Source organism: Arthrobacter sp. HLT1-20 (assembly GCF_054510895.1).
In genome coordinates, this window is sequence record NZ_JBTNDR010000023.1 from 26,183 (window position 1) to 47,439 (window position 21,257).

19 protein-coding genes, 1 tRNA gene and 1 other RNA gene are annotated in these 21,257 nt (G+C 63.8%); 11 read left to right on the plus strand and 10 right to left on the minus strand.

Annotated features, from left to right (window positions below):
* Positions 1 to 37: 37 nt before the first annotated feature.
* Together ACX80Q_RS12755 and ACX80Q_RS12760 are read right to left on the minus strand one after the other, a co-directional pair.
* Positions 38 to 2,098, minus strand: a complete 2,061-nt coding sequence (locus ACX80Q_RS12755; RefSeq protein WP_459330903.1) for a PhoX family protein — start codon at positions 2,096 to 2,098, stop codon at positions 38 to 40.
* Between the two features lie 121 nt (positions 2,099 to 2,219).
* Positions 2,220 to 2,828: a TetR/AcrR family transcriptional regulator gene (locus tag ACX80Q_RS12760; protein WP_459330904.1), complete on the minus strand. Its 609-nt coding sequence runs from the start codon at positions 2,826 to 2,828 to the stop codon at positions 2,220 to 2,222.
* A 76-nt stretch (positions 2,829 to 2,904) separates the two neighbouring features.
* Between ACX80Q_RS12760 and ACX80Q_RS12765 the strand changes: the two genes are divergently transcribed.
* The gene (locus ACX80Q_RS12765; protein ID WP_459330905.1) at positions 2,905 to 3,390 is read left to right on the plus strand and encodes a cupin domain-containing protein; all 486 of its coding nucleotides are present in this window, start codon (positions 2,905 to 2,907) and stop codon (positions 3,388 to 3,390) included.
* Positions 3,391 to 3,465: 75 nt separating this feature from the next.
* The gene (locus ACX80Q_RS12770; RefSeq protein WP_459330906.1) at positions 3,466 to 4,911 is read left to right on the plus strand and encodes a DUF5129 domain-containing protein; all 1,446 of its coding nucleotides are present in this window, start codon (positions 3,466 to 3,468) and stop codon (positions 4,909 to 4,911) included.
* A 160-nt stretch (positions 4,912 to 5,071) separates the two neighbouring features.
* On the opposite strand, the gene ACX80Q_RS12775 is transcribed toward ACX80Q_RS12770, so the two are convergent.
* A complete protein-coding gene (locus ACX80Q_RS12775; RefSeq protein WP_459330907.1) occupies positions 5,072 to 6,364 on the minus strand; it encodes an MFS transporter in 1,293 nt (430 codons plus the stop codon).
* A gap of 117 nt (positions 6,365 to 6,481) precedes the next feature.
* Here ACX80Q_RS12775 and kynU point away from each other — a divergent pair, with 117 nt between their 5' ends.
* From kynU to ACX80Q_RS12795, 4 genes are all read left to right on the plus strand, one after another.
* A complete protein-coding gene (gene kynU / locus ACX80Q_RS12780; protein ID WP_459330908.1) occupies positions 6,482 to 7,747 on the plus strand; it encodes a kynureninase in 1,266 nt (421 codons plus the stop codon).
* 101 nt (positions 7,748 to 7,848) lie between these two features.
* Positions 7,849 to 8,055, plus strand: coding sequence for a helix-turn-helix domain-containing protein (locus ACX80Q_RS12785; protein WP_459330909.1), 207 nt, complete (start codon positions 7,849 to 7,851; stop codon positions 8,053 to 8,055).
* Positions 8,056 to 8,084: 29 nt separating this feature from the next.
* Complete coding sequence (locus ACX80Q_RS12790) at positions 8,085 to 9,347, plus strand: type II toxin-antitoxin system HipA family toxin (protein WP_459330910.1); 1,263 nt, start codon at positions 8,085 to 8,087, stop codon at positions 9,345 to 9,347.
* Between the two features lie 48 nt (positions 9,348 to 9,395).
* The gene (locus tag ACX80Q_RS12795) at positions 9,396 to 10,025 is read left to right on the plus strand and encodes a TetR/AcrR family transcriptional regulator (RefSeq protein ID WP_459330911.1); all 630 of its coding nucleotides are present in this window, start codon (positions 9,396 to 9,398) and stop codon (positions 10,023 to 10,025) included.
* Between the two features lie 6 nt (positions 10,026 to 10,031).
* On the opposite strand, the gene ACX80Q_RS12800 is transcribed toward ACX80Q_RS12795, so the two are convergent.
* Entirely contained in the window at positions 10,032 to 10,913 is an 882-nt protein-coding gene (locus tag ACX80Q_RS12800; protein WP_459330912.1) for a LytR C-terminal domain-containing protein, read from the minus strand.
* Positions 10,906 to 11,205, minus strand: coding sequence for a type II toxin-antitoxin system VapB family antitoxin (locus ACX80Q_RS12805; RefSeq protein ID WP_103465056.1), 300 nt, complete (start codon positions 11,203 to 11,205; stop codon positions 10,906 to 10,908). Before ACX80Q_RS12805 ends, ACX80Q_RS12800 begins: the two co-directional genes overlap by 8 nt.
* A 119-nt stretch (positions 11,206 to 11,324) precedes the next feature.
* Between ACX80Q_RS12805 and ACX80Q_RS12810 the strand changes: the two genes are divergently transcribed.
* Positions 11,325 to 12,212, plus strand: a complete 888-nt coding sequence (locus tag ACX80Q_RS12810; RefSeq protein WP_459330913.1) for a hypothetical protein — start codon at positions 11,325 to 11,327, stop codon at positions 12,210 to 12,212.
* Positions 12,213 to 12,293: 81 nt separating this feature from the next.
* On the opposite strand, the gene ACX80Q_RS12815 is transcribed toward ACX80Q_RS12810, so the two are convergent.
* From ACX80Q_RS12815 to ACX80Q_RS12825, 3 genes are all read right to left on the minus strand, one after another.
* Positions 12,294 to 12,773, minus strand: coding sequence for a glutathione peroxidase (locus ACX80Q_RS12815; RefSeq protein ID WP_459330914.1), 480 nt, complete (start codon positions 12,771 to 12,773; stop codon positions 12,294 to 12,296).
* Positions 12,774 to 12,864: 91 nt separating this feature from the next.
* Positions 12,865 to 12,952: transfer RNA gene (locus ACX80Q_RS12820), tRNA-Ser, on the minus strand.
* A 336-nt stretch (positions 12,953 to 13,288) separates the two neighbouring features.
* Positions 13,289 to 13,501 (minus strand): hypothetical protein, encoded by a 213-nt coding sequence (locus tag ACX80Q_RS12825; protein ID WP_459330915.1) that lies wholly within the window; start codon positions 13,499 to 13,501, stop codon positions 13,289 to 13,291.
* Positions 13,502 to 13,675: 174 nt separating this feature from the next.
* Between ACX80Q_RS12825 and ffs the strand changes: the two genes are divergently transcribed.
* The 3 genes from ffs (at position 13,676) to recR (ending at position 17,679) form a co-directional block, all read left to right on the plus strand.
* An RNA gene (gene ffs, locus ACX80Q_RS12830) (signal recognition particle sRNA small type) lies at positions 13,676 to 13,771 on the plus strand.
* Positions 13,772 to 13,842: 71 nt separating this feature from the next.
* Entirely contained in the window at positions 13,843 to 17,034 is a 3,192-nt protein-coding gene (locus ACX80Q_RS12835; protein ID WP_459330916.1) for a DNA polymerase III subunit gamma and tau, read from the plus strand.
* A 45-nt stretch (positions 17,035 to 17,079) separates the two neighbouring features.
* Entirely contained in the window at positions 17,080 to 17,679 is a 600-nt protein-coding gene (gene recR, locus ACX80Q_RS12840) for a recombination mediator RecR (protein WP_103465060.1), read from the plus strand.
* Between the two features lie 82 nt (positions 17,680 to 17,761).
* On the opposite strand, the gene ACX80Q_RS12845 is transcribed toward recR, so the two are convergent.
* Complete coding sequence (locus tag ACX80Q_RS12845) at positions 17,762 to 18,619, minus strand: helix-turn-helix transcriptional regulator (RefSeq protein WP_459330917.1); 858 nt, start codon at positions 18,617 to 18,619, stop codon at positions 17,762 to 17,764.
* 78 nt (positions 18,620 to 18,697) lie between these two features.
* Here ACX80Q_RS12845 and ilvD point away from each other — a divergent pair, with 78 nt between their 5' ends.
* The gene (gene ilvD / locus ACX80Q_RS12850; protein ID WP_459330918.1) at positions 18,698 to 20,593 is read left to right on the plus strand and encodes a dihydroxy-acid dehydratase; all 1,896 of its coding nucleotides are present in this window, start codon (positions 18,698 to 18,700) and stop codon (positions 20,591 to 20,593) included.
* 109 nt (positions 20,594 to 20,702) lie between these two features.
* Here the strand turns inward: ilvD and ACX80Q_RS12855 are convergent, their stop codons facing one another.
* Positions 20,703 to 21,251 carry a TetR/AcrR family transcriptional regulator gene (locus ACX80Q_RS12855; RefSeq protein WP_459330919.1) on the minus strand — a complete coding sequence of 183 codons (549 nt, stop codon included), beginning with the start codon at positions 21,249 to 21,251 and terminating at the stop codon, positions 20,703 to 20,705.
* Positions 21,252 to 21,257: the final 6 nt, after the last annotated feature.

Sequence of the window (21,257 nt, forward strand, 5' to 3'; positions counted from 1 at the left end):
ACCATTTTTCGCCGTTTTCTGCGGGCTAGTTTTTAGTTCACTTGCCGGCGTTCTTCGGGAAGATCTGCACTACCGACGGGCGGGCCGCGCGCACCTGGCCCCGCTTGGGCTTGGCGCCTTCGGCAACGTAGTCGGGGAAGAATGAGTTTTGCGCCCCATGTTTCCCGTCCTCGCCCGGGTGCTGCACGGCCACGTAAACCATGGATTCATCGTCGTGAATGATGGGACCACAGGTCTCGGCATCGCGCGGCATGGATGCAAACTGCTGGACATTGCCGCGGTTGCGGCCCTCCAGACCCACCTTGAACAGGCCGTCGTTATAGCCAATGGTGGACGGTGCCCCATCCGTTGAGATCCACAGGTTGCCCTGGGTGTCGAACGCCAGGTTGTCCGGGCAGGAGATGGGGCTGACCTGCGACGCCGGGAAGCCACTGAAGTAGGTTTCCGTATTCTTGGCCGGGTCCCCACACAGCATCAGCAAGTTCCAGCCGAAGGTGGTGGCCGTGGCGTCGTTGCGGCGCTCGGTGATCTCCACAACGTGACCGTCACGGTTCTCCGCGCGGGGGTTCGTCTCGTCGGCAACCGCCCCGCTGCCCACGCCTCGCTTGGTGTTGTTGGTGCAGGCCACGTACACCTTGCCCGTCTTCAGGTTGGGCTGCACATCCTCGCAACGGTCCATCTTGGTGGCGCCGGCCTTGTCTGCTGCCAGGCGTGTGTAGACCAGAACCTCCTGGACACTCATGCCGGAAATGGCGCTCTTGCCGTTGACCACCAGAGGCAGCCACTTTCCGGAGCCGTCGAACGCCCCGTCGGTGGGAACCGTGCCGGAGCCGTCGATCTCAGCCGCCGAATTGCCCGCGAACTGCGCAACGTAGAGATCGCCCTCGCTGAGCAGCGTCATGTTGTGCGCCTTGTCATTCTTCTTGTACTTGTTCTTGGAGACGAATTTGTACAGGTAGTCAAAGCGCTCGTCATCGCCCGAGTACGCAACCACCTTGCCGTTGTCCGCGATGATGACGTTGGCGCCCTCATGCTTGAACCGGCCCAGGCTGGTGTGCTTTTTCGGGATGGAGTTGGGGTTTTCGGGGTCAACCTCCACAATGTAGCCGAAGCGGTTGGGCTCGTTGCGGTAGTCCTCGCCACGGGCGTCAAAGCGCGGGTCCTCAAGCTCCCACGCCATACCCGTGACGGCGTTGCCCAGACCATAGCGGCGGTCCTCGGCACTGGTTCCATTGCTTCGGAAGAAGCCGTTGAAGTTTTCCTCGCCGGAGAGAATGGTGCCCCAGGGGGTGGTGCCGCCGGAACAGTTACCCAGGGTGCCCAACACGAAGCGGCCATCTTTGTCCGCTGCTGTCTTGACGAAGTCGGAGCCAGCCAGAGGACCTGTCAATTCAAACTTTGTGTCCATGGTGATGCGGCGGTTCAGCTTGCCGCCCCGGACATAGCTCCACGGCTGGCCCTTCTTCTCACGTTCCAGCTCCACGACGCTCATGCCCACGGCGTTGCGGAAGATGTTGCGGCGCTGGGCCTGCTCAGCATCGTTGGCAGGGGCTGCGGGGAACATGATCTGCGGGTTGACATACTCGTGGTTGCAGACCAGCAAGCCCTTCTTGCCGTTGGGCTGGCGCAGGATCTCCGTGTAGTCGTTGTTGTAGCCGAACTGGCCGGCCTGTGCCTCGGGCGTTTGCTTCGCGAAGTCGAAGTCGGGTGAGTTCTTGAACAGCGGGTCACCCCAGCGGATGATGGGCTGCCAGCGGTATCCGGCGGGGACATTGAAGCTGTCCACGGCCGCGTCCACGGGCTTGATCGGCGTGAAGGCAAGCTTGCCACCCTGACCCTTGTCGCCGCCGTCGTACTGGCCGCCTTTGCCGTCATTGCTGCCGACCATGACTGCGGCGCTCAGCACACCGGCCAGGCCAATGCCCATTGCCGAGCGGCGTGAGAACTCCGTGGAGACGATGTCGCGGAAGTAACTGTTGGTGGAGGTGTTGCAAACGGCCTTGGAGCAGGCGCTGTCGCACTTGAGCATGCAGGTAACGGCGCTGCGCTTGCCGCGGGTGTGGCCGAGCATGGGCAAGAGTTTCTTCAGATCGTTCATGGCGAACCTTCCAGACGTGGGTGCAATACACACACAGTGGCAGTGCCGGACGACGTGTTGGAGGGGAATGGTTGAACGCCGGGTTAATGGGAGGCGAACCGTCCGGCGGGTTGGCAACGCATCATAGACGTGGCGCGCCGACTTCAAGCGCTTGGCGAAGAAGGGCTTGTGCGCTCCAACGCATGGACTCGACGGCTTGCTCACGGGACAGCCCGCCAACGTCCGTCAGCCACACCAGGGATTCAATGCCGGTGGCACTGCGGATGGCCAGCACCAGGCGGTGAATTTCCGCCTCTGACATTGTGCCGCGCAAAGGTTCCAAAGCCTCCGTGATCCACGGAATGGCCCGGCCCTGGCGCAGTGGAAGGCTGTGGACCGGCGTCGCAGGTTCCAGCGACAACCGGAGCATTGTCCGCTGCTGATTCTCCGTCTCAACGATCATTGCCGTGAACCTGTGTACGACGGCGGCAAGCCGTTCCGCGGGATCGTCGCCCGAGTTTTCCGGCAGTATGGAACGCAGTCCGGTTTCCGGGTGGGCAGCCGCCAGCAGCTCGCGCTGTCCCGGGAAGTAGCGGTACGCCGTGCTTCTGGCCACCCCGGATGCGAGCGCGGCCTCGTCCACAGTGGGCGTCTTGCCCGCTGCAATCATCTCCCTGGCCGCGTCGACCAATGCGTTGAGGGTGCGGCGCTTCTGGCCGCTGCGGCCACGTTCCAGATAAGGGGTTGACATAGAGCTTATGATACCGCAGTCTTGTTATGAGACATCAGTCCCATAAAGTCATCAGCCCAATAAAGAGGCGAGTCCCATGGACACGACGAAGCAGGCCAAATCATTCACCCGCCAAGCAGGGGAAGGCGAGCGGCGGTGGTTCTTCGGGGGCGGCGTCCACACCTGGTTGGCCAAGGCCGAGGAGACCGGCGGCGCATCCCTGATCTACCGGGATGACATGGAATCCGGCAAGGTCACCCCCATGCACATCCATCCCGACACGGATGAAGCCCTCTACATTCTCTCCGGTTCCATCCTCATGAACCTGGGCGGCATTGAAGAAGAGGTGGGAGCGGGCGGCTTGGTCATGGCGCTGCGCGGCCAACCACATGCCTTCAAAGTGTTGAGTGAGGACACCAGCTTGCTCTGCATCCAAACACCCGGCAACGCGCAGTCTTTTTACATGGGAGCCAGCGTGCCGCTGGGTGAAACGGGAACCGGGGTGGTGAATTTCGACCGCATTCAGGACTCCGGGAGGATCAACGGCGGCATCGTGATTGTGGGGCCGCCACCGTTTGACTAGCCACCATCGGCCGGAACCTCTCCCAGCCGCACCGCAAGCTTGCACAAAGCCGCAACAAAATGGTGGGCTGTAGCCATGAAGAAGATTCTGGGGATTCTGGCACTGACACTCATGGCGATCCTTGGGATCGCCCCGGCAGCCATGGCCGCGCCACCAACTGACATCGTTGTTGAGGACACCGCAGGAGTGCTCTATCAGCCTCAGCTGCTGCCTGCGCTGGAGGAGATCAGCTTCCACTCCCCCACCAAGGTGGTCATCTACACCCGTAGTGGCAACAAAAGCGAGAACTTCAACGAAGAGGTTCTGCGCTACGCCCGCGCCAACCACCCCGAGTGGATCAGCGCGGACGGGCAAAAATGGGCCGACGGCCTGTTCATCCTGGCCTTTGATCCGCCAGCCCGCAAGGTGGGCACCTACATGGGTGAAGACCGCAAGGTGTCCCTGGGCAAGCAGGAAGCGATCCAGGAAGCCACCAAGGATCTGTTCCGTGAAGCCCAATGGACGGACGGCACCATCGCCGGAGTCAAGAAGGCCGCCAAGCTGATCAACCAGCCCTGGTATCTCTCGGCGGGCTTCATCATCACCACAAGCATCGTGGGCGGCCTGGCCGCGCTGGGACTGGGGACGCGCGCCGTCGTCCGGGCCAAGAACAGGAAGAAGGCCGCTGAGCATCTCAAGCGCGGCGACGCCGGATTCTCCAGCGTCAGCCTTGATTTGCCCGTCACCGAACTCAATGCCAACACCATCCCCGAAGCATCAAGCTACGGCGCCCTAGTGCTGGAGAAGTACCGCAATTTCAATACCCGGTACCATGAGGCCAGCGATTTGAACCAGACGTGCCACGCCTTTACCAAGAAAGATCTAGCCAAGGGTTCCACCGTCAAGACCGTGGCTCAGTACGCCGATCTGGCGGAGGAATTGGACAGTCTGGACGACGTCATCGCGGACACTAATACTTTGCTCAACAAGTTTGCCGGCTGGGAAGGCGCGTGGGACAGGCAGGCCCACCCCATGCGCCATGACTTGGAACAGCTGCCAGCACTGATCGCCCAGGCAGAGGCCCAAGGCCTGCCCACCACCGCAGCCCTCGCCTCACTGCACACCCAGAGAACCCAGGGGCTGCAACAATTGGCCGCCGATTTCCGGTCCGGGCTGATCACCCCGGATGCGGCTCTGGACCAGCTGCGGGCCATGGGTGCGGAACTGACATCCGTGTTGCAGCGGCATTCGGAGGCCATGATCGGCAAGTACGCCAAAAATAAGTCCGAGACTATGGACATGGAGCGGGCCATGGAAAGCAGTCGCCGGACCGAGATTCGTGGCCGCGAATCCACCATCTTGGGGTCCGTGTACCAGTGGTACACCTTCTACCCGGTGCACGCCTTCGCCATCGGCTACAGCAGCGGCAGAAGCACTGTTGACTCGGCCCGCTCCAGCGCCAGTTCCAGCGGTGGCAGCAGCAGCGGCTACGGCTCAAGTGGCGGAAGTTTCTCCGGTTCAGGCAGCTCCTCCAGCTTCTAAGACCTTTTCAGGCACGACAGACGCTCTCGCAGCAATGGCTGGATTTTGGTGGACGCTATCGCACACAACTGCGAGAGCGTTCGGCAAAAACTTGCCATTGCTGCGAGAGGGTCCGGAAAAAACTGACCACTGATGCGATAGCGTTTTGCTTTGCGGGTGGCTAGTCCTTGAGGGCCACAGCATGCTCGGTGGCTGGCGGCTCAGTCGGCCCCTCTGCGGAGTCTTCAATGTAGCGTTTGGCGTTGATCATGACGGCGCCGGTCATCATCACCAGCAGGCAGATGCCCAGCATGGCGAAGGATGCGGTCCACGAGCCTGTGGATTCGTGCATGGTTCCGAACAGCAGGGGCGCAATGCCAGCGCCTGCGTAGCCAAGCCCCTGGCTGAAGCCGGACAACACGGCGGATCCGTGCGTAGTCCGCGAGCGCAGATTCACCATCAGCAGGGCCGTGGCGAAGGTGCCCTGGCCCAAGCCGGCAAACGTCACCCACAGCCAGGTTCCATCCAGGGGCGAGAGATACAAGCCCAGGTGGCCGGTGGCCGAACACATCGCGAAGAGGCTGATCGCCACGATGGGGTTCTTCATGCGCGGCACCCACAGCGGCACCAGCAAGCTCACGGGCAGGCCCAGAATGGCAAAGTAGGCCAGCGCCGAGCCCGCCGTTGCGGCGTCGAGCCCCTGGCCTGCAAGGTAGGGCGGCAGCCAGGTGAAGTACACATAGGTTTGGGCGGAGTTTCCGGCCAGAAATATGGCCAGCCCCCAGGCCACGGGCGAACGCCACGGCCGCAGCTTCGGCACAGGCCCGGCACCGCCCTGGGTGGCACTGAGGTGGGCTGCCTTCCCGGCTGGGGAAACGGCGTCGCCCCTTTCCTTGCGGTCACGGCGGAATTGCAGAATCCAAGGCAGGAGCACCAGGAAACTCACCGAGGCCCACATCCCAATGGACACCCGCCAGGTGCTCAGCCCGGCCACCGGCACGGCCAGCTGCGGGCTGATGGCGGTGCCCACGGCCAGCAGTGTCACGTAGCCGGCTGTCACCAGCCCCACCCTGTCGGGGAAGTACTTTTTGACCAGCGGCGGCAGCACCACATTGCCAATTCCGTAGCCGGCCATGATCACAGCCGTGAGGCCCAGGAACGGCCACACCTGTTCCGTGGTGGCGCGGGCCAGCTGGCCCAGCACGGCAAGGGCCACGGCGGCCACCAGCGCCTTCTCCAGGCTGAAGCGGCGGATCAGCACAGGCGTCAGCAGCCCAAAGAGGGCAAAAATCAGTGGCGGCAGCATGGCCAGCAGGCCGATGGTGTTGGCATCGAAGCCCAGCTCACCGCGCAATTCGCCCAGCAGCGGGGGCACCACGGACACGGCCGTGCGCAGGCTCAGGGCCATGACCATGATGCCCAGGAGCGCCCCGATGCGGCCGGCCCATGGTTTCTTCACAACAAAATTGCTCACCGGTTAACCCTAGCCACCTTCCGCGGCGCCATGCGCCCGGCAGTCCTTGACCGGGCACAACTGCGGCCATAGATTGGGGATTGGCCCGCACACCCCACCCCACGGCAAGGATGCCCCATGGATTTAACGCAGCCCATCACCAAGACCGCTTGTTTGGCCGCAGACCAGGGCGATCCCCTGCGCCGGTTCCGGGACCAGTTCATCCTGCCCCAGGGCGTGAACTACTTGGACGGCAACTCCCTCGGCGCCAGGCCTGCAACGTCCACCCAGGTGGCCACGCGCGTCATGGAGGATGAGTGGGGCACGGGGCTGATCCGCAGTTGGAACACCGCTGGCTGGTTTGAGCTGCCGGGCCGTCTGGGCAATAAGTTGGCGGGTCTGCTCGGTGCCGGCGAGGGCGAGGTGGTTGTCACGGACACCACCTCACTGAACCTGTTCAAGGCCCTGGCCGCTGCCGTTCGCATCCAGAAGGCAGCCGATCCGGCGCGGAAGGTCATTGTTACGGAGCGGGACAACTTCCCCACGGACATCTACATGGCCCAGGGCATGGTTGATTTCCTGGACCAGGGCTACTCGGTGCGCCTGATTGACAGTTCCTTGTCCTTGCAGGATGCCGTGGGCGCGGATGTTGCCGTGGTGGCGTTGTCGCACGTCAACTACCGAACGGGGGCCATGTGGGACATGGCTGCCACGAGCTCTGCCATTCACGACGCCGGAGCGTTGGCCGTGTGGGACCTGGCCCATTCCGCCGGGGCCGTCCCCGTTGACCTGCGCGGTGCGGGTGCCGACTTTGCTGTGGGCTGCACCTACAAGTACCTTAACGGCGGGCCCGGCTCGCCGGCCTTCATCTGGGTCAATGCCGCCCACCAGGACCGGTTTTGGCAGCCCTTGTCAGGGTGGTGGGGCCATGCCCGGCCCTTTGCCATGGAGGATTCCTACGAACCGGTCTCCGGCATTGGCCGGTTCCTGTGCGGCACCCAGCCCATCCTGTCCATGGCGCTGGTGGAGTGCGGGCTGGACATCAGCTTGGCGGCGCCCATGGCGCAGGTGCGGGAAAAGTCGTTGGCGCTGACGGATCTGTTCATCGCGCTCGTTGAGGCCCGCCGCGGTGAGCACGAGCTGGAACTCATCACCCCTTTGGACCATGCCCAGCGCGGTAGCCACGTCAGCTACGTTCATCCGCAGGGCTACCCCGTGATGGCGGCCCTTATTGCGCGCGGAATCATTGGCGATTACCGCGAACCTGGGGTCCTGCGGTTCGGCATTACGCCGCTGTATGTGGGGTACATGGACGTGTGGAACGCCGTGGAGGCCTTGTTTGACATCCTGGATAACAAGCTCTGGGACGCCCCCGAGTTCCTGGCCCGGCTGCAGGTGACGTAGCGGGCCAGTAATGCTCCCGCTTTTTCGGCAGGATCGTGCAGAAAATCGGCACCCAGGGCTTAGTATGGAGCCACGGTTCCTGCGCGGAAAGGTGTTGACTCATGGACGTTGCCGAACTGGGCGCCACCTTGCGCGCCCGACGAAAAGCCTTGCACCTGACGCAGAGCGAAACCGCCGACCTGGCCGATGTCTCCACCCGCGTGCTCAGCGACCTGGAAAACGGCCGCGAAACTGTGCGCCTGGACATCTTGGCCGCCGTGGCCACGGCGCTTGGCATGAGCCTGGGCCTGACGGTGACAATGCCATGAGAATCCACTGACGTGTTGCGGACACTCCCGTGAAGAACCTTGAACATGCCAAAACAGTCACCCAGGCAGTGATTTTCAAGAAGGGTAGGGCCGCGGCCACCCTGAGCCGGCACCCAAGCGTTGGCGTGGTCTTTTCCTATCTGCCCACCTATCTCAGCACTGGCGGCCCGGCGATTGCCTCCACCCTGCCGGCCCTTGACGTCCCGGTGACGCTGGGCCACGGCAGCGTTCCGGCGTTCTTTGCGGGCCTGCTCCCGGAGGGCGAACGCCTGTCCAAGCTGCGCTGGGCGGTGAAAACCACCATCAATGACGAGTTCTCCCTCCTGGTTGCTGCGGGTGAGAACCCCGTGGGCGACGTCCAGATCCTGCCGACAGGGCACGAACCCCAAAAAGTCCCCGCCCTGCTGACTGTCACCAAGAACATGGCCACCATGAACTTTGGTGATTTTGCCTCCGTCCCCGGCCCCGTTGACCATTCGGCGCTGCCCGGCATGCAGGACAAGGTCACGGCCTCGTATCTGCATGACAAGGACCCCAGCCGCGCCTACATTCTCAAGTTCAACGACGGCAGCCACGCCCGTCAGGTTGAAACGGAATTCATGCTCCTGCAAAAGGCCAGACGGCTCGCCATCCCCGTGGCGGACGCCCGTTTGGTGTACGACGGCGCCGGTCAGGCAGCGCTGCTGGTCTCCCGTTTTGACCGGTCCCCCGGCGGGCCGTTGGCGGTTGAGGATTGCGCCCAGCTGATGGGGCTATTGCCGGGCCGCAAGCACTCGGTGCCCTCCGAGGCCGTGGCAGCGGCCGCCGTGAACATGTGTTCGGCCCAGTCCCTGGCCGCCCGCAACATTTTCCTGCAGTTCCTCTTTGCCTGGCTGACGGGCAACGGGAATCTGCACGCCAAGAACATTTCCGTGGTGCAGCAACACAATGGCGAATGGCTGGTGGCCCCCGCCTACGACCTCCAATGCACGCTGGCTGCCGAGATTGAGCAGGGCTTCGCGGCCGGTGTTCCCGGGGGAATCTTGACCGATCTGACCGACGGCGACCCCTCCCGGGACCCCGGCATGGCCCTGCCCGTGGGTGGCAGCGCCGGCAGCCGGACAGGCCTGAACCGCAACGACTGGCTCCGCTTTGGCCGTTCCCTGCACATCCCCGAACGGCTCGTGGCCAAATGCATCGACAAGGCCCTTGCGGCCTCCGTCATGACCACGGCGGAACTGCCCTTTGAGCGTGGGGTCAGTGCCGCCGTCGTACGTGTTTTGGGGATTCGACGCGCGGCCATCCAACGCTAGAAACACCGCCAAATACTTTTACTGACGAATTGCCGCTAAAATGTCTCTATGCCACGAATAGCCGCCCCCACGAACGCGGCGCAGCGCGAGCAGACGCAGCGCAAAATCCTCGACGCCTTTGGCGACCTTCTGTTTACACACGGCCTTCCCGGGCTCACCATGACCGATGTTGCCCGCACGGCTGGCGTGGGACGAACAGCCGTTTACAATTACTTTGCCGATCTGGAACAGCTCCTGGTGGCCTACGCGCTGGATGAAACCGGCAAGTTTGTTGCCGAGTTGCGGGCCAAGTTGGATGGTTTGGGGAACCCCGTGGACCGGCTGGCCGTGTACGTGCGCGCGCAGCTTGAGGACCTCACCCGGCGCCATCTGCCCCCTGGGCCGGCCATGCGATCGGTGCTGTCCAGTGAGTCGTTCGCAAAGCTGGGCGTTCATGTGGGCGAGCTCAATGCTTTGTTGGAAGACATCTTGCGCACCGGCATGGAGCAGGGCTATTTGCCTGCGTCAGACGTGGACGGCCTGGTGCAGCTCATCCACGGATCGTTGACGGCAAGCGCCTCCCGCCGCAACTCGGACACCCCGGACGAGGACCGCATTGCCGCAGCCGTGAAGTTTATTCAGGCCGGAGTGGGCGCCGCCTTTGACGAACATGGCCGCCCCGTCATCGTGGAGCAGTAGGGCTCGTCAGGGCTTCTTGAGCGCCGTTGCGCCAGGGCTTGCGGGAGTGCCAGGGCTTGCGGGAGCGCTCGGCGGCGGGCTGAGCCGCGGGCAAAAGAGCACGCCCGGCTTTTGGTCCACCTTGGGCACTGCCACCAGGTCCTGGAACTGACTGGTTAGGATGACGTCCACACTGGCATCTTCCCTACCGTCCTGCACATACTCCGAACCATCCGCCACGAGGGAAAAATTTCGCTGCATATTGAAAGCGGCAGCATGGCCCTTGGCACCTGAAACTATCACTACGGGAGCTGAATATTCGGAGGCTTTATTGGCTACTTCACCCACTGCGAAGCTTCGTTGCATCAGTTCCTGCGCCACCTGGCCGGCCCGGCCCTCGGCGGCGCCGCCGTTGTAGACATTGACCCTGACAGTCTTGTTGGCCGGGTAGTCCAACGTCTCACCCGGACAGGCTGCGGGTGTGGGAGTGGGTTTGCCTGCACTGAATTTCAGCTCGAGTTCACCGCGCTGTACCATCCCCGCCAAGACTAGGCCCGTGGCCACCATGGCCAGCAGAAGCACCAAAATGACGCCGTGGGTGATGCGGCGGCGTACCGTGCTGCTGGGAATTTCCGGCGTTTCCGGCTCGGGGAACGCCTCGGCCAAGCCCTTGGAATCCACAATGTGGTGCCCGTGCCAGGAATGGATGTCTTTTTCTTTTTTTCGTTTCTGGCGAAGATCGTAGGCCGCATCCTTGGCCTGGCGCTTCTCTTCGCGGGCAGCCTTGCGCCGCTGCTTGGCCGTCATCAACACTTCATCGTGGAGGGCCTCGCCGGGAAAGTACCGGGGCGGGGGTGGAATGCGGTCAGCGGATTCCCCGGAAGGCGGCTCCGCGCGGGGCCTAGTCATCTATCACCAACACTCGGGCGTGCAGAATAGTCCGCTGGTGCAAGGCCGTGCGGACAGCCCTGTGCAGGCCATCCTCCAGATACAAGGTGTCGCGCCATTGCACCACGTGCGGGAACAGGTCACCGAAGAACGTTGAGTCTTCGGCCAGAAGGGCTTCAAGGTCCAGTTGTGCCTTGGTGGTGACAAGCTCGGCCAGCCTGACCTGGCGCGGCGGAACGCTGGCCCAGTCCTTGGGCGTGATGTGGCCATGGTCCGGATAGGGGCGTTTGTCGCCAACAGCTTTGAAGATCACTCCTTCAGACTAGGGACTGTGCGGCCCTAAAGGAACTGGCCGCGCTGTGGACGCAGCGTCGTGTTGCCAAAAGGTTATGCAAAGTGGCCCTTCCACCGCCTCTGCTGGGACTATGGGGCATGACACTTTTGCAACCCCCGCTTGCCCTCCTTCTTGATGTTGATGGCCCCTTGGCCAGCCCTGTGACCCGGCGGGTGGCCCCCGGTATCATTGCGGACTTGATTGAGCTGGTGCGCCGGGGCATCCCTGTGGTGTTCAATACCGGCCGCTCGGACGCATTTATTGCGGAGCAGCTCATGGAGCCCATGCTCGCGGCCGGGTTGCCGGACGGTGCAGTGGTCCACGCCATCTGCGAGAAGGGGGCCGTTTGGTTCAGCTTCACGGCGGGCGGGCCCGGTCCCATCCACGTGGACCAGGATCTTGCCATGCCCACGGCCTTCGGTGACGACGTCCGCGAACTCGTGGCGCGCTCCTACGCCGATCACATGTTCTTCGACGAGACCAAGCGGGCCATGGTGTCCGTGGAGCAGCACATTGAGGTTGAGAGCGGAAGCTACCTTGCCGAGCAGGCAAAGTTCGACGCCGATGCCCTGGCTTTGCTGGCCACCCACGACCTGGGTGCCACCCGCCTTGAGCACCGGGCGCCGGCGTCGTCCGGGGACGTGGACTACCGGGTTGACCCGTCCATCATTTCCACCGACATTGAGTCAGTCCGCCTGGGCAAGGACCTGGGCGCCAGCCGCGCGGTGGAGCTGCTGGCCGCCCAGGGCATTGTTCCGCAGTCCTGGCGCACAGTGGGTGATTCCCGCACCGACTACGCCATGGCCGATTGGCTGCACCACCACGATCACCACGTCATCCACGTTGATGTCCGCCCGGCCGACGGCGTGCCCAGCAAACCGTACGCGATCCAGACCGCCGCCGACCTCAAGTTGGGCGAAGCGGTGGTCAATGACTTCTCCGGGGCGGCATTCCTGCAGCACTGGCTGGACGAGCTGGCCCGCTAGTTTTTTCGGCAGCGACTACGCAGATAACGCCCTCTCGGCGCGCTGAGAGGGCGTTATCTGCGTAGTCACGTAGGAATGGGTCTAGCTCAGTGCCGCTTCCACGGCCGCAAGCAGCTCCGGCGAGTCAGGCGTCACGGAAGATGGGAAGCGTTCCAGCACGGCGCCGTCGTGCGTGATCAGGAATTTTTCAAAGTTCCAGGCGATGGGCTCCTCGCCCTGGCCGGTCAAAACGGCGTAGAGCGGGTGCGCATCGGGGCCGTTGACATCGGTTTTTGAGGCGAGCGGGAAGCTCACGCCAAAGTTCTTTCGGCAGAACTCCACAATCTCCTCCTGCGTGCCGGGTTCCTGCCCACCAAACTGGTTGCACGGCACACCCACCACGGTCAGGCCCTGTGAGCTGTACTTGCCGTGGAGCGCCTCAAGGGCGTCGTACTGGCGGGTGAAGCCGCATTCTGAGGCCACGTTGACCAGCAAAACGGCCTTGTCGGCCAGCTGTGGGAGTGACTTTTCGGTGCCGTCGCTCAGGGCGAGGGGGATACTGTTCAAGGTTTCTGTAATCACAGGCTGAGTCTAACCGGCTCAGCTGACGGGCGGCCGTGGATTGGCTTAAACGACGAAAGGCCCGGAATCATGATGATTCCGGGCCTTTCATTGGCGGAGGATGGGGGATTTGAACCCCCGAGGGCGTTAACCCAACACGCGTTCCAGGCGTGCGCCATAGGCCGCTAGGCGAATCCTCCAGCTTGCCGTGCAGAACACGGCAGGTTCAAGAGTACCTGACAAAGTGCCAAACGCACGAATCGAGTGTCCCGGGCCTGGGAATGGCCGGCAATTGGGGCAATTCCGGGCAAGAAATAAGGGCAGCTCGGCCCCGTTCAAGCCTTACCACCCTTACTTCCCCATGCGGTCATTGCGGAAGGCAGACCACTTGCAAAGGATTGGGCACTCAATGCACCCCCCCATACAGCCATCGTCGGCGCTCTATTCCGCGACGGCGGTACATGCCAAACTTTACAACACCGTCACACGCGCGTGACATTCCTCACGTCTTCTTTACGTCACGAAGCCCGCAGCCGCTATTGCCCAGCACGCATGGCCATGACCGCCGTGACGAAACCTGCCAAGGCAAAGCCGGCCGTGAGTATCCACAGCAGGAATGTCTGGCCGGCATGGTGGCGGGTGCGTTGTGTTGAGTTGGTGGAGAACACCTCAATGCGGGTCAGGGCAAGAATCCCCGTACCGAAGGCCAGCACCCAAAAGAACCATTCAAAGAATCCAAATCCCAACATGCTGACTCGCTCCTTCTTGGACCAGGCTGCGCAAGGGCAAAAGCGCACCGGGACCGGCTTGGCTTTAGCGTCATTGCCCCTTCTGGCGAACGTATCACCGTGGCAGGAAAATTGAAATGGCCCGCTGGGGACTGCGCGGATTCGCCCGCGCCGCCGCAGTCAGGTAAGCTGATTCCCGGCCCCTCATGTGGCGTCACCCTGTGAACTCCCCCAGGACCGGAAGGTAGCAAGGGTAAGCGGGCTCTGGCGGGTGCATGGGGGGTCTATATTTATCCCCAGATGCGCCCCGAACGCCGCATCTATGCGGCACTTTGTCAGGCGGATTAGATAGGGTTTCAACTGTGAGCGCACCAACAGCCCTGTATCGCCGGTACCGTCCCGATTCTTTTGCGACAGTCATTGGCCAAGAGCACGTCACCTCCCCCCTGATGACTGCCCTGGACAAGAACCGCGTCAACCACGCGTACCTGTTTTCCGGCCCCCGCGGCTGCGGTAAAACCACCTCGGCACGCATCCTTGCCCGCTGCCTCAACTGCGCCCAAGGCCCCACCTCACACCCCTGCGGAACATGCGAAAGCTGCGTGGAACTGGCCCGCGGCGGCGCCGGCTCCCTGGACGTCATTGAAATTGACGCGGCCAGCCACGGTGGCGTTGACGACGCCCGCGACCTGCGCGAACGCGCCACCTTTGCCCCCATACGGGACCGCTACAAGATTTTCATTATTGACGAGGCCCACATGGTCACCTCGGCAGGTTTTAACGCGCTGCTGAAGATTGTTGAAGAGCCGCCGGAGCACATCAAGTTCATCTTTGCCACCACGGAGCCTGACAAGGTCATTGGCACCATCCGTTCGCGCACTCACCACTACCCCTTCCGGCTGGTGCCGCCCGAGCCCCTCATGGCGTATTTGGCGCAGTTGTGTGAACAAGAGAATGTATCCGTTGCCCCGGGCGTTCTCTCACTGGTGGTGCGCGCCGGCGGCGGCTCGGTGCGCGACTCGCTTTCGGTCCTTGACCAGCTGATGGCCGGCGCCGACGCCTCAGGGTTGAACTACGATCTGGCTGTTGACCTGCTGGGCTACACTCACGCCTCGCTCCTAGACGATGTAGTGGAGGCCCTGGCCGCCGCTGATTCGGCAACAGTCTTCAAGTCGGTGGACAGGGTCATCCAGACAGGCCACGATCCCCGCCGTTTTGTGGAAGACCTGCTGGAGCGTTTCCGCGACCTCATCATTGTGCAGGCCATGCCGGAGAGCGCCCACGCCATCCTGCGCGGCACCCCTGATGAGCTGATTGCGCGCATGCAGTCACAGGCCGCCCAGCTCGGTGCCGCGGAGCTCTCCCGTGCCGCCGATGTCACCAACGCAGCGTTCAACGAAATGACCGGCGCCACCTCGCCGCGTCTGCACCTGGAATTGCTGGGCGCGCGACTTCTCCTGCCGGGCGCGGATTCCTCCACCCGCGGCATGGCCACCCGGCTTGAGCAGCTGGAACGGCGCCTGAATTACGCTGGCACCGCTGCCGCTGCCCCCGTATCTGGCGCACCGCTTGCTACTGCGCCGGAACAGCCCGTTGCTTTGCAAAGTTCGACGCCGGCCCCCACCTACGCTGACCCCGCCACCTCAAATGGCGGCCTGGCTGCCGTACGGGCACAATTGGCGCGTGCCAAAGAAGCAGCGGGCGCCGAAGTGGCCGCACGCCAGGCCCCGGTTTCTGCCCCGGCGGAAACACCCGCAGTGGAGTCCTCTGCCACGGCAGCCGCCCCGGCCGTTGAACAGATCTCGCACCCCATCCCGACCCAGCAGCAGGCGCCCGCTGCGGCAGTTCCTGAGCCGGTTCAGTCAGCTCAAAGCGCCGCAGCGGCACAGTCTTGGGACAGCCTCCCCACACCCACGGGCAATGCTGACGCTGATGCTCCCACGCGGCAGCCCAGTGCACCCGCAGCGCAACAGGCGCAACAGGCGCAACAGGCGCAGGCTGCCGCCCCCAAAGCACCGCAAGCCGCAGCAGCCCCTAGCACCGCGTCCGCCAGCGGCAGTGCCTCCAACATTGAGATCATCCGCCGCGCCTGGCCGGAAATCCTTGGCGCACTGCGAAACATCCGCATGGCGTCGTGGGTAATCGTCAACCAAAACGTGGTGCCGCAAACCTTCGACGGTCAGGAACTCCGCGTGGGGCTTCCTTCCGCAGGCCTGATCAGCACCTTCACCAACAGCGGCCACCTGGAGAATTTGCAGCAGGCCATCAACCAGGTACTGGGCATGACCATTGCGATCATGCCCGCCGCTGGCGATGCGCCGAAGGCGAGCGCTGAGCCAAACCCAAAAGTTCAAACTGGTAATCAGCCGCCAGCACCCCGGAGTGGCCGCGGCGGAACAGTTGGCGCCCCCGCGCAGCTAGGCAATGCCCCGGCACTGGTTAAGTCGGCACAGGCTGTCCCGGCACAGGCCCAGCCGGTCCCGGCCCCGGCCCCGGCAGTTCCAGAGCCAGTCGCGGCCCCCCTGGACGCATGGGGTCTTCCCGCTGCACCTGCACCCGCAGCGCCCGTTTCACCCGCAATCGTTGTGGCTCCCCTTGCAGCGGAGCGGGCAGTGCCGGTTGCCGAGCAGCCGTTCGCGACCCCAGCGCCGCAGACACCCGCACCAAAGGCCGTTCCCGTGGCAGCGCCGCTTGTCGAGGTGCAGGCGCCCGCCGCCGAGGAGCCCGCCGCCGAGGAGCCCGCATACTGGGAGGGCCCCACCGAACCCAGTGATCCCTGGGATGAGCCGCACCCGGATTCCTACCCGCCGGCCGATCCCTACCAGGACCAGTTCGCGGAAACAGCGCATTCGCCGGCGCCAATCCCGGAATACCAGGCACCGCCGGAACAGCCAGCGGCTGCGGCCCCGCCTGCACACACACCGCCACGGGTTTCACCCATTTCGGCCTGGACCACCGGCTGGGATACGCCGGCTGCCAGCGTAGAGCCTGCCGCCCCGGAGGCGACGCAAGCCGTGGTGCCCAAGCGCAGCGCCCTCTTGGCTGAGCAGATGTCCCAGCCTGCCCCGCAGGACTGGGGTGTATCGCTGGGAGCTCCGGCACGCTCAGACGTGAAAGATCCGGGGTGGGGCAGCTTGTCCAACGCCCCCGACTGGGCCCAGGCAGATGCGCCGGCCGCACCGACGGAAACACCGGCCGCGGTGCCGGCACCAGTTGCTGAACCCATAGTTGCCGCGCCCGCCGTGCAGGCTGCACCCCCGGTGACAGCCGCACCCCCCGCGGAAGTAAGCGTCCCAGCCCAGGAGGTTCCGGCGTCGAACGCTGACAATGGCGGGACCAAAATGAGCCGCTACCAGCGGCTGGCCACGAGCCCCGAGGCTCAGGCGGCGCGCGCCCAAGCCCCGGCGGTTATGGCGCAAACCCCCTATGTGGAGGATGTCCCCAGCCCGGACGATGTCACCATTGAGGAATCCGGTGTGGTGGGCCAGGCCGCGGTGGAGCGTATTCTTGGCGGAGTGCTCATTGAGGAACGCCCGCTCAACGCGTCGCACTAAGCCGGCTTGGCGCCACCATTTTTGAACCAATAGACAAGAGGCATTGTGTACGAGGGAGCAGTTCAGGAGCTCATCGATGAGTTGGGCCGCCTGCCAGGAATTGGGCCCAAATCCGCCCAGCGGCTCGCTTTCCACATTCTGGAGGCGGACACCGAGGACATGCAGCGCTTGGTTCGGGCCATTGTCACGGTCAAGGAACGCGTAAAGTTCTGCACCGTGTGCGGCAATGTCACCGAGGCGGAGCTGTGCAACATTTGCCGCGATCCGCGCCGTGATCCCAGCATCATCTGCGTCGTGGAGGAATCCAAGGACGTTCTCGCTGTGGAGCGCACCCGTGCTTTCCGCGGCCGGTACCACGTACTGGGCGGCTCCATCAACCCCATCGCGGGCATTGGTCCGGACCAGTTGCGCATCCGCGAACTGCTCACCCGCCTGAACGACAGCCAAATCCAAGAGGTCATCATCGCCACCGACCCCAACCTGGAAGGCGAGGCCACGGCAACGTACCTCTCCCGCATGCTCAAGACTATTGGGATTGCCGTGACCCGGCTGGCTTCAGGCCTCCCCGTGGGCGGCGACTTGGAATACGCCGACGAGGTCACCCTGGGCCGCGCCTTTGAAGGCCGCCGCAACGCCCTCACGTAACCCCGCAAACAGCCCCGCCGTGGCCTCGTGAACGTACAGTTGATGCTGATGTTTCACGTCAACATCGGCATCAACTGTACGTTCACGAGGCGGACGTGGCCGGTTTCGACGACGTTCCCACCGACAGCTGGGCAAGCCGTTCCCTAGTGGGCGTGCCGGGTGTGGGTGTGTAGAGCACAAAGTGCAGGTCCGGGGCGTCGGAGGGCACGAGCCTGTGGTGCTCAAAGGTCAGCTCGCCCACCAACGGGTGGACAAAGACGCGCTGCCGGGAGGCAAAACCTTCCACCCCGTGGTCTGCCCAAATCCGGGCGAACTCCCCGCTCGCAGCGGACAGCCTGGCCACCAATGCAGTATGCGCGGCGGAACCAAGCCGGGGCCCTGCCTCCGCCCGAAATTCGGCCACAAAATGCCGTGAGGTCTCTTCCCAGTCGGGCAGCATGCGGCGCAGGGCGGGATCGGTGAAGATCAGCCACAGCAGGTTCCGCTGCTCCGGGGCCACCTCGGCAATCCTTGAGTACAGTCCGGCGTAGGCGCCGTTCCAGCCCGCAATCCCCCAGTCCGGGGCCACGGCAAACGCAGGGAAATCCAGGGCGTCCAGCAATGCCTGCAAATGCGGCGGCGCGGCTTCGATGGCTGTAACTTCAGCCAGGGGCAGGGCCGCGTAACCGCCCATGGCCAGCAGATACGCCTGCTCGGCGGCACTCAGGCGCAACACCCTGCCCACGGATTCAAGCACCTGGCGGGAGGCATTGATGTCCCGCCCCTGTTCCAGCCAGGTGTACCAGGTGACGCTCACGGCGGCGAAGGCCGCAATCTCCTCACGCCGCAGACCCAGCGTGCGGCTGCGGCCAATAGGCGGCAGGCCATGGTCCGCCCGCACCAGCCCCGCACGACGGTCACGCAGAAACTGACCCAGCTCCCGCCGTCGCTCTTCATCCATGGCACCAAATCTAGCACTGCCACTACTAGTATTAGCGCCGTCTTCCTGTCCGGGCCAAAATGCTGGTTAACTGTCACTATGCCTCCATTACGTTCACGCACAGTCACCCACGGCCGCAACATGGCAGGCGCCCGCGCCCTCATGATGGCCTCCGGCGTCGCCAAGTCCGACATCGGCAAGCCCATTGTTGCCGTCGCCAACTCCTTCACCGAGTTTGTCCCCGGCCACACGCACCTCGCCCCCGTGGGCCGCATTGTCTCCGACGCCATTCACGAGGCCGGCGCCATCGCCCGCGAATTCAACACCATCGCGGTGGACGATGGCATCGCCATGGGCCACGGCGGCATGCTCTACTCGCTGCCGTCCCGCGACCTCATCGCCGACTCGGTTGAGTACATGGTGAACGCCCACTGCGCCGACGTGCTGGTCTGCATCTCCAACTGCGACAAGATCACCCCCGGCATGCTCATGGCCGCGCTGCGCTTGAATATCCCCACCGTTTTTGTCTCCGGCGGCCCCATGGAAGCCGGCCGGGTCACCATGACCGACGGCTCCATCCGCACCCTGGATTTGGTCAACGCCATTTCCGACGCCGTGGATGACTCCATCTCCGACGCCGACATTGACCTCATCGAGGACAACGCCTGCCCCACCTGCGGCTCCTGCTCGGGCATGTTCACGGCCAACTCCATGAACTGCCTCACGGAAGCCATCGGCCTGTCGCTGCCGGGCAACGGCTCACTACTGGCCACCCACACCGCGCGCAAGGAGCTGTACCAGCGCGCCGGTGCCACTGCCGTTGCACTGGCCAAGCGTTACTACGAGGACGACGACGCCTCCGTGCTGCCGCGCTCGATCGCCAGCTTTGAGGCGTTCGACAACGCCATGGCACTGGACATCGCCATGGGCGGCTCCACCAACACCATCCTGCACCTGCTCGCCGCAGCGCAGGAGGCCGGGCTGAAGTACGATCTGGACGACATCGACGCCAAGTCGCGCCAGGTCCCGTGCCTGGCCAAGGTTGCCCCGAATGTTGCCGGCAGCAAGACCTTCTACATGGAAGACGTGCACCGCGCCGGCGGCATCCCGGCACTGCTGGGTGAGCTGAACCGCGGCGGGCTGCTCCACACGAACGTCAAGTCGGTCCACTCCGAGGGCCTCACCGACTGGCTGGACGACTGGGACATTCGCGGCGGCAAGGCCACCGAGGCTGCGCAGGCCCTGTGGACTGCTGCACCGGGCGGCCAGCGCTCCTCCACTGCGTTCTCCCAGTCTGCCGAGTGGACGTCCCTGGACACCGACGCCGCCGAGGGTTGCCTGCGCGATGTTGGGCACGCCTTCTCCAAGGACGGCGGTTTGGGCGTCCTGCGCGGCAACATTGCCGTGGACGGCGCCGTGGTCAAGACCGCTGGCGTGGATGAGTCCATCTGGACGTTTGAGGGCCCGGCCGTGGTGTGCGAGTCACAGGACGAGGCCGTGGAAAAGATCTTGAGCAAGATAGTGAAGGCCGGCGACGTAGTCGTCATCCGCTACGAAGGCCCGCGCGGCGGTCCGGGCATGCAGGAAATGCTCTACCCCACGTCCTTCCTCAAGGGCCTGGGCCTGGGCAAGGTTTGCGCGCTCATCACCGATGGCCGCTTCTCCGGCGGCACCTCAGGTCTCTCCATTGGCCATGTCTCCCCCGAAGCGGCCGCTGGCGGCACCATCGCCCTCGTTCAGGACGGCGACCGCATCCGGATCGACATCCCCAACCGGTCCATGGAATTGCTGGTTGACCCGGTGGAACTGGACGAACGCCGAGATCTGCTCGAGGCAACCACCGGCTACCGTCCGGTGGCCCGTGAGCGTGAAGTTTCCCTGGCCCTGCGCGCCTACGCCTCCATGGCCACCAGCGCCGACAAGGGTGCCATCCGCCAGGTTCCCGAAGACGCCATCATGATGCGAGCACCGCGCGCCGAGGTTTCCGTCTCTTAAGCAACATGCCCCGTCTATGACGCAGTAGATGCGGCGGAAAGCGCTTTCTTCCGGTATTTTGGCGCACCTAGTGCGTCATAGATACTGACGGCTGGAACGCCGTCGGACATTAACGAGTGGCGCCGCTAGGCCGGAGAATTAACTCCAGCAGGGGCCGAGGATCCGTGGCGTCGTCACGGGCAATCCTGTGCAACAACAACCCTTCCAGACAGGACATTAACGCCGCAGCCACAACACTCGGGCGCGGCACCTCAAGATGTCCCAGCGCGGCGACGGCCAGCTCCTCGTAGCGGGCACGCCCGCGACCCACTGCCTGGCGCACCTCAAGGTTGTGGCCGGCCTCCACGAAGAGTGCAAACCTGGCCGCCGTGAAGGTCCGGTTTTGACCACCGGCGAATTCATAAACCGCACACAAGCCATCAACGAACTCCTCCACCGTGCCAGGCCGCAGAAACTCACCCATGCCCGAGAGTTCCTGCTCGACCAAGTAGTCAACTACACCGCTCAACAGGGCCGCCCTGGTGCGGAAGAAGTTGGAGGTGGAACCCTTGGGAAGGCCGGCCCGCGCATCCACGCGGGCATGAGTGAGCGCCCGAACACCTTCGGCGCCCAGTAATTCAAGTGCAGCGCTCAGGGCGCGGGTTTTAGTTGGCGGCATGAATCT

Bases quoted from the DNA above. Each gene is read 5' to 3' on its own strand.
- ACX80Q_RS12845 (WP_459330917.1), bottom strand. From the start codon at position 18,619: ATGGATGAAGAGCGACGGCGGGAGCTGGGTCAGTTTCTGCGTGACCGT.
- ACX80Q_RS12770 (WP_459330906.1), top strand. From the start codon at position 3,466: ATGAAGAAGATTCTGGGGATTCTGGCACTGACACTCATGGCGATCCTT.
- ACX80Q_RS12800 (WP_459330912.1), bottom strand. From the start codon at position 10,913: ATGACTAGGCCCCGCGCGGAGCCGCCTTCCGGGGAATCCGCTGACCGC.
- ACX80Q_RS12785 (WP_459330909.1), top strand. From the start codon at position 7,849: ATGGACGTTGCCGAACTGGGCGCCACCTTGCGCGCCCGACGAAAAGCC.
- ACX80Q_RS12755 (WP_459330903.1), bottom strand. From the start codon at position 2,098: ATGAACGATCTGAAGAAACTCTTGCCCATGCTCGGCCACACCCGCGGC.
- kynU (WP_459330908.1), top strand. From the start codon at position 6,482: ATGGATTTAACGCAGCCCATCACCAAGACCGCTTGTTTGGCCGCAGAC.
- ACX80Q_RS12825 (WP_459330915.1), bottom strand. From the start codon at position 13,501: ATGTTGGGATTTGGATTCTTTGAATGGTTCTTTTGGGTGCTGGCCTTC.
- ACX80Q_RS12810 (WP_459330913.1), top strand. From the start codon at position 11,325: ATGACACTTTTGCAACCCCCGCTTGCCCTCCTTCTTGATGTTGATGGC.
- ACX80Q_RS12795 (WP_459330911.1), top strand. From the start codon at position 9,396: ATGCCACGAATAGCCGCCCCCACGAACGCGGCGCAGCGCGAGCAGACG.
- ACX80Q_RS12855 (WP_459330919.1), bottom strand. From the start codon at position 21,251: ATGCCGCCAACTAAAACCCGCGCCCTGAGCGCTGCACTTGAATTACTG.
- ilvD (WP_459330918.1), top strand. From the start codon at position 18,698: ATGCCTCCATTACGTTCACGCACAGTCACCCACGGCCGCAACATGGCA.
- ACX80Q_RS12765 (WP_459330905.1), top strand. From the start codon at position 2,905: ATGGACACGACGAAGCAGGCCAAATCATTCACCCGCCAAGCAGGGGAA.
- ACX80Q_RS12760 (WP_459330904.1), bottom strand. From the start codon at position 2,828: ATGTCAACCCCTTATCTGGAACGTGGCCGCAGCGGCCAGAAGCGCCGC.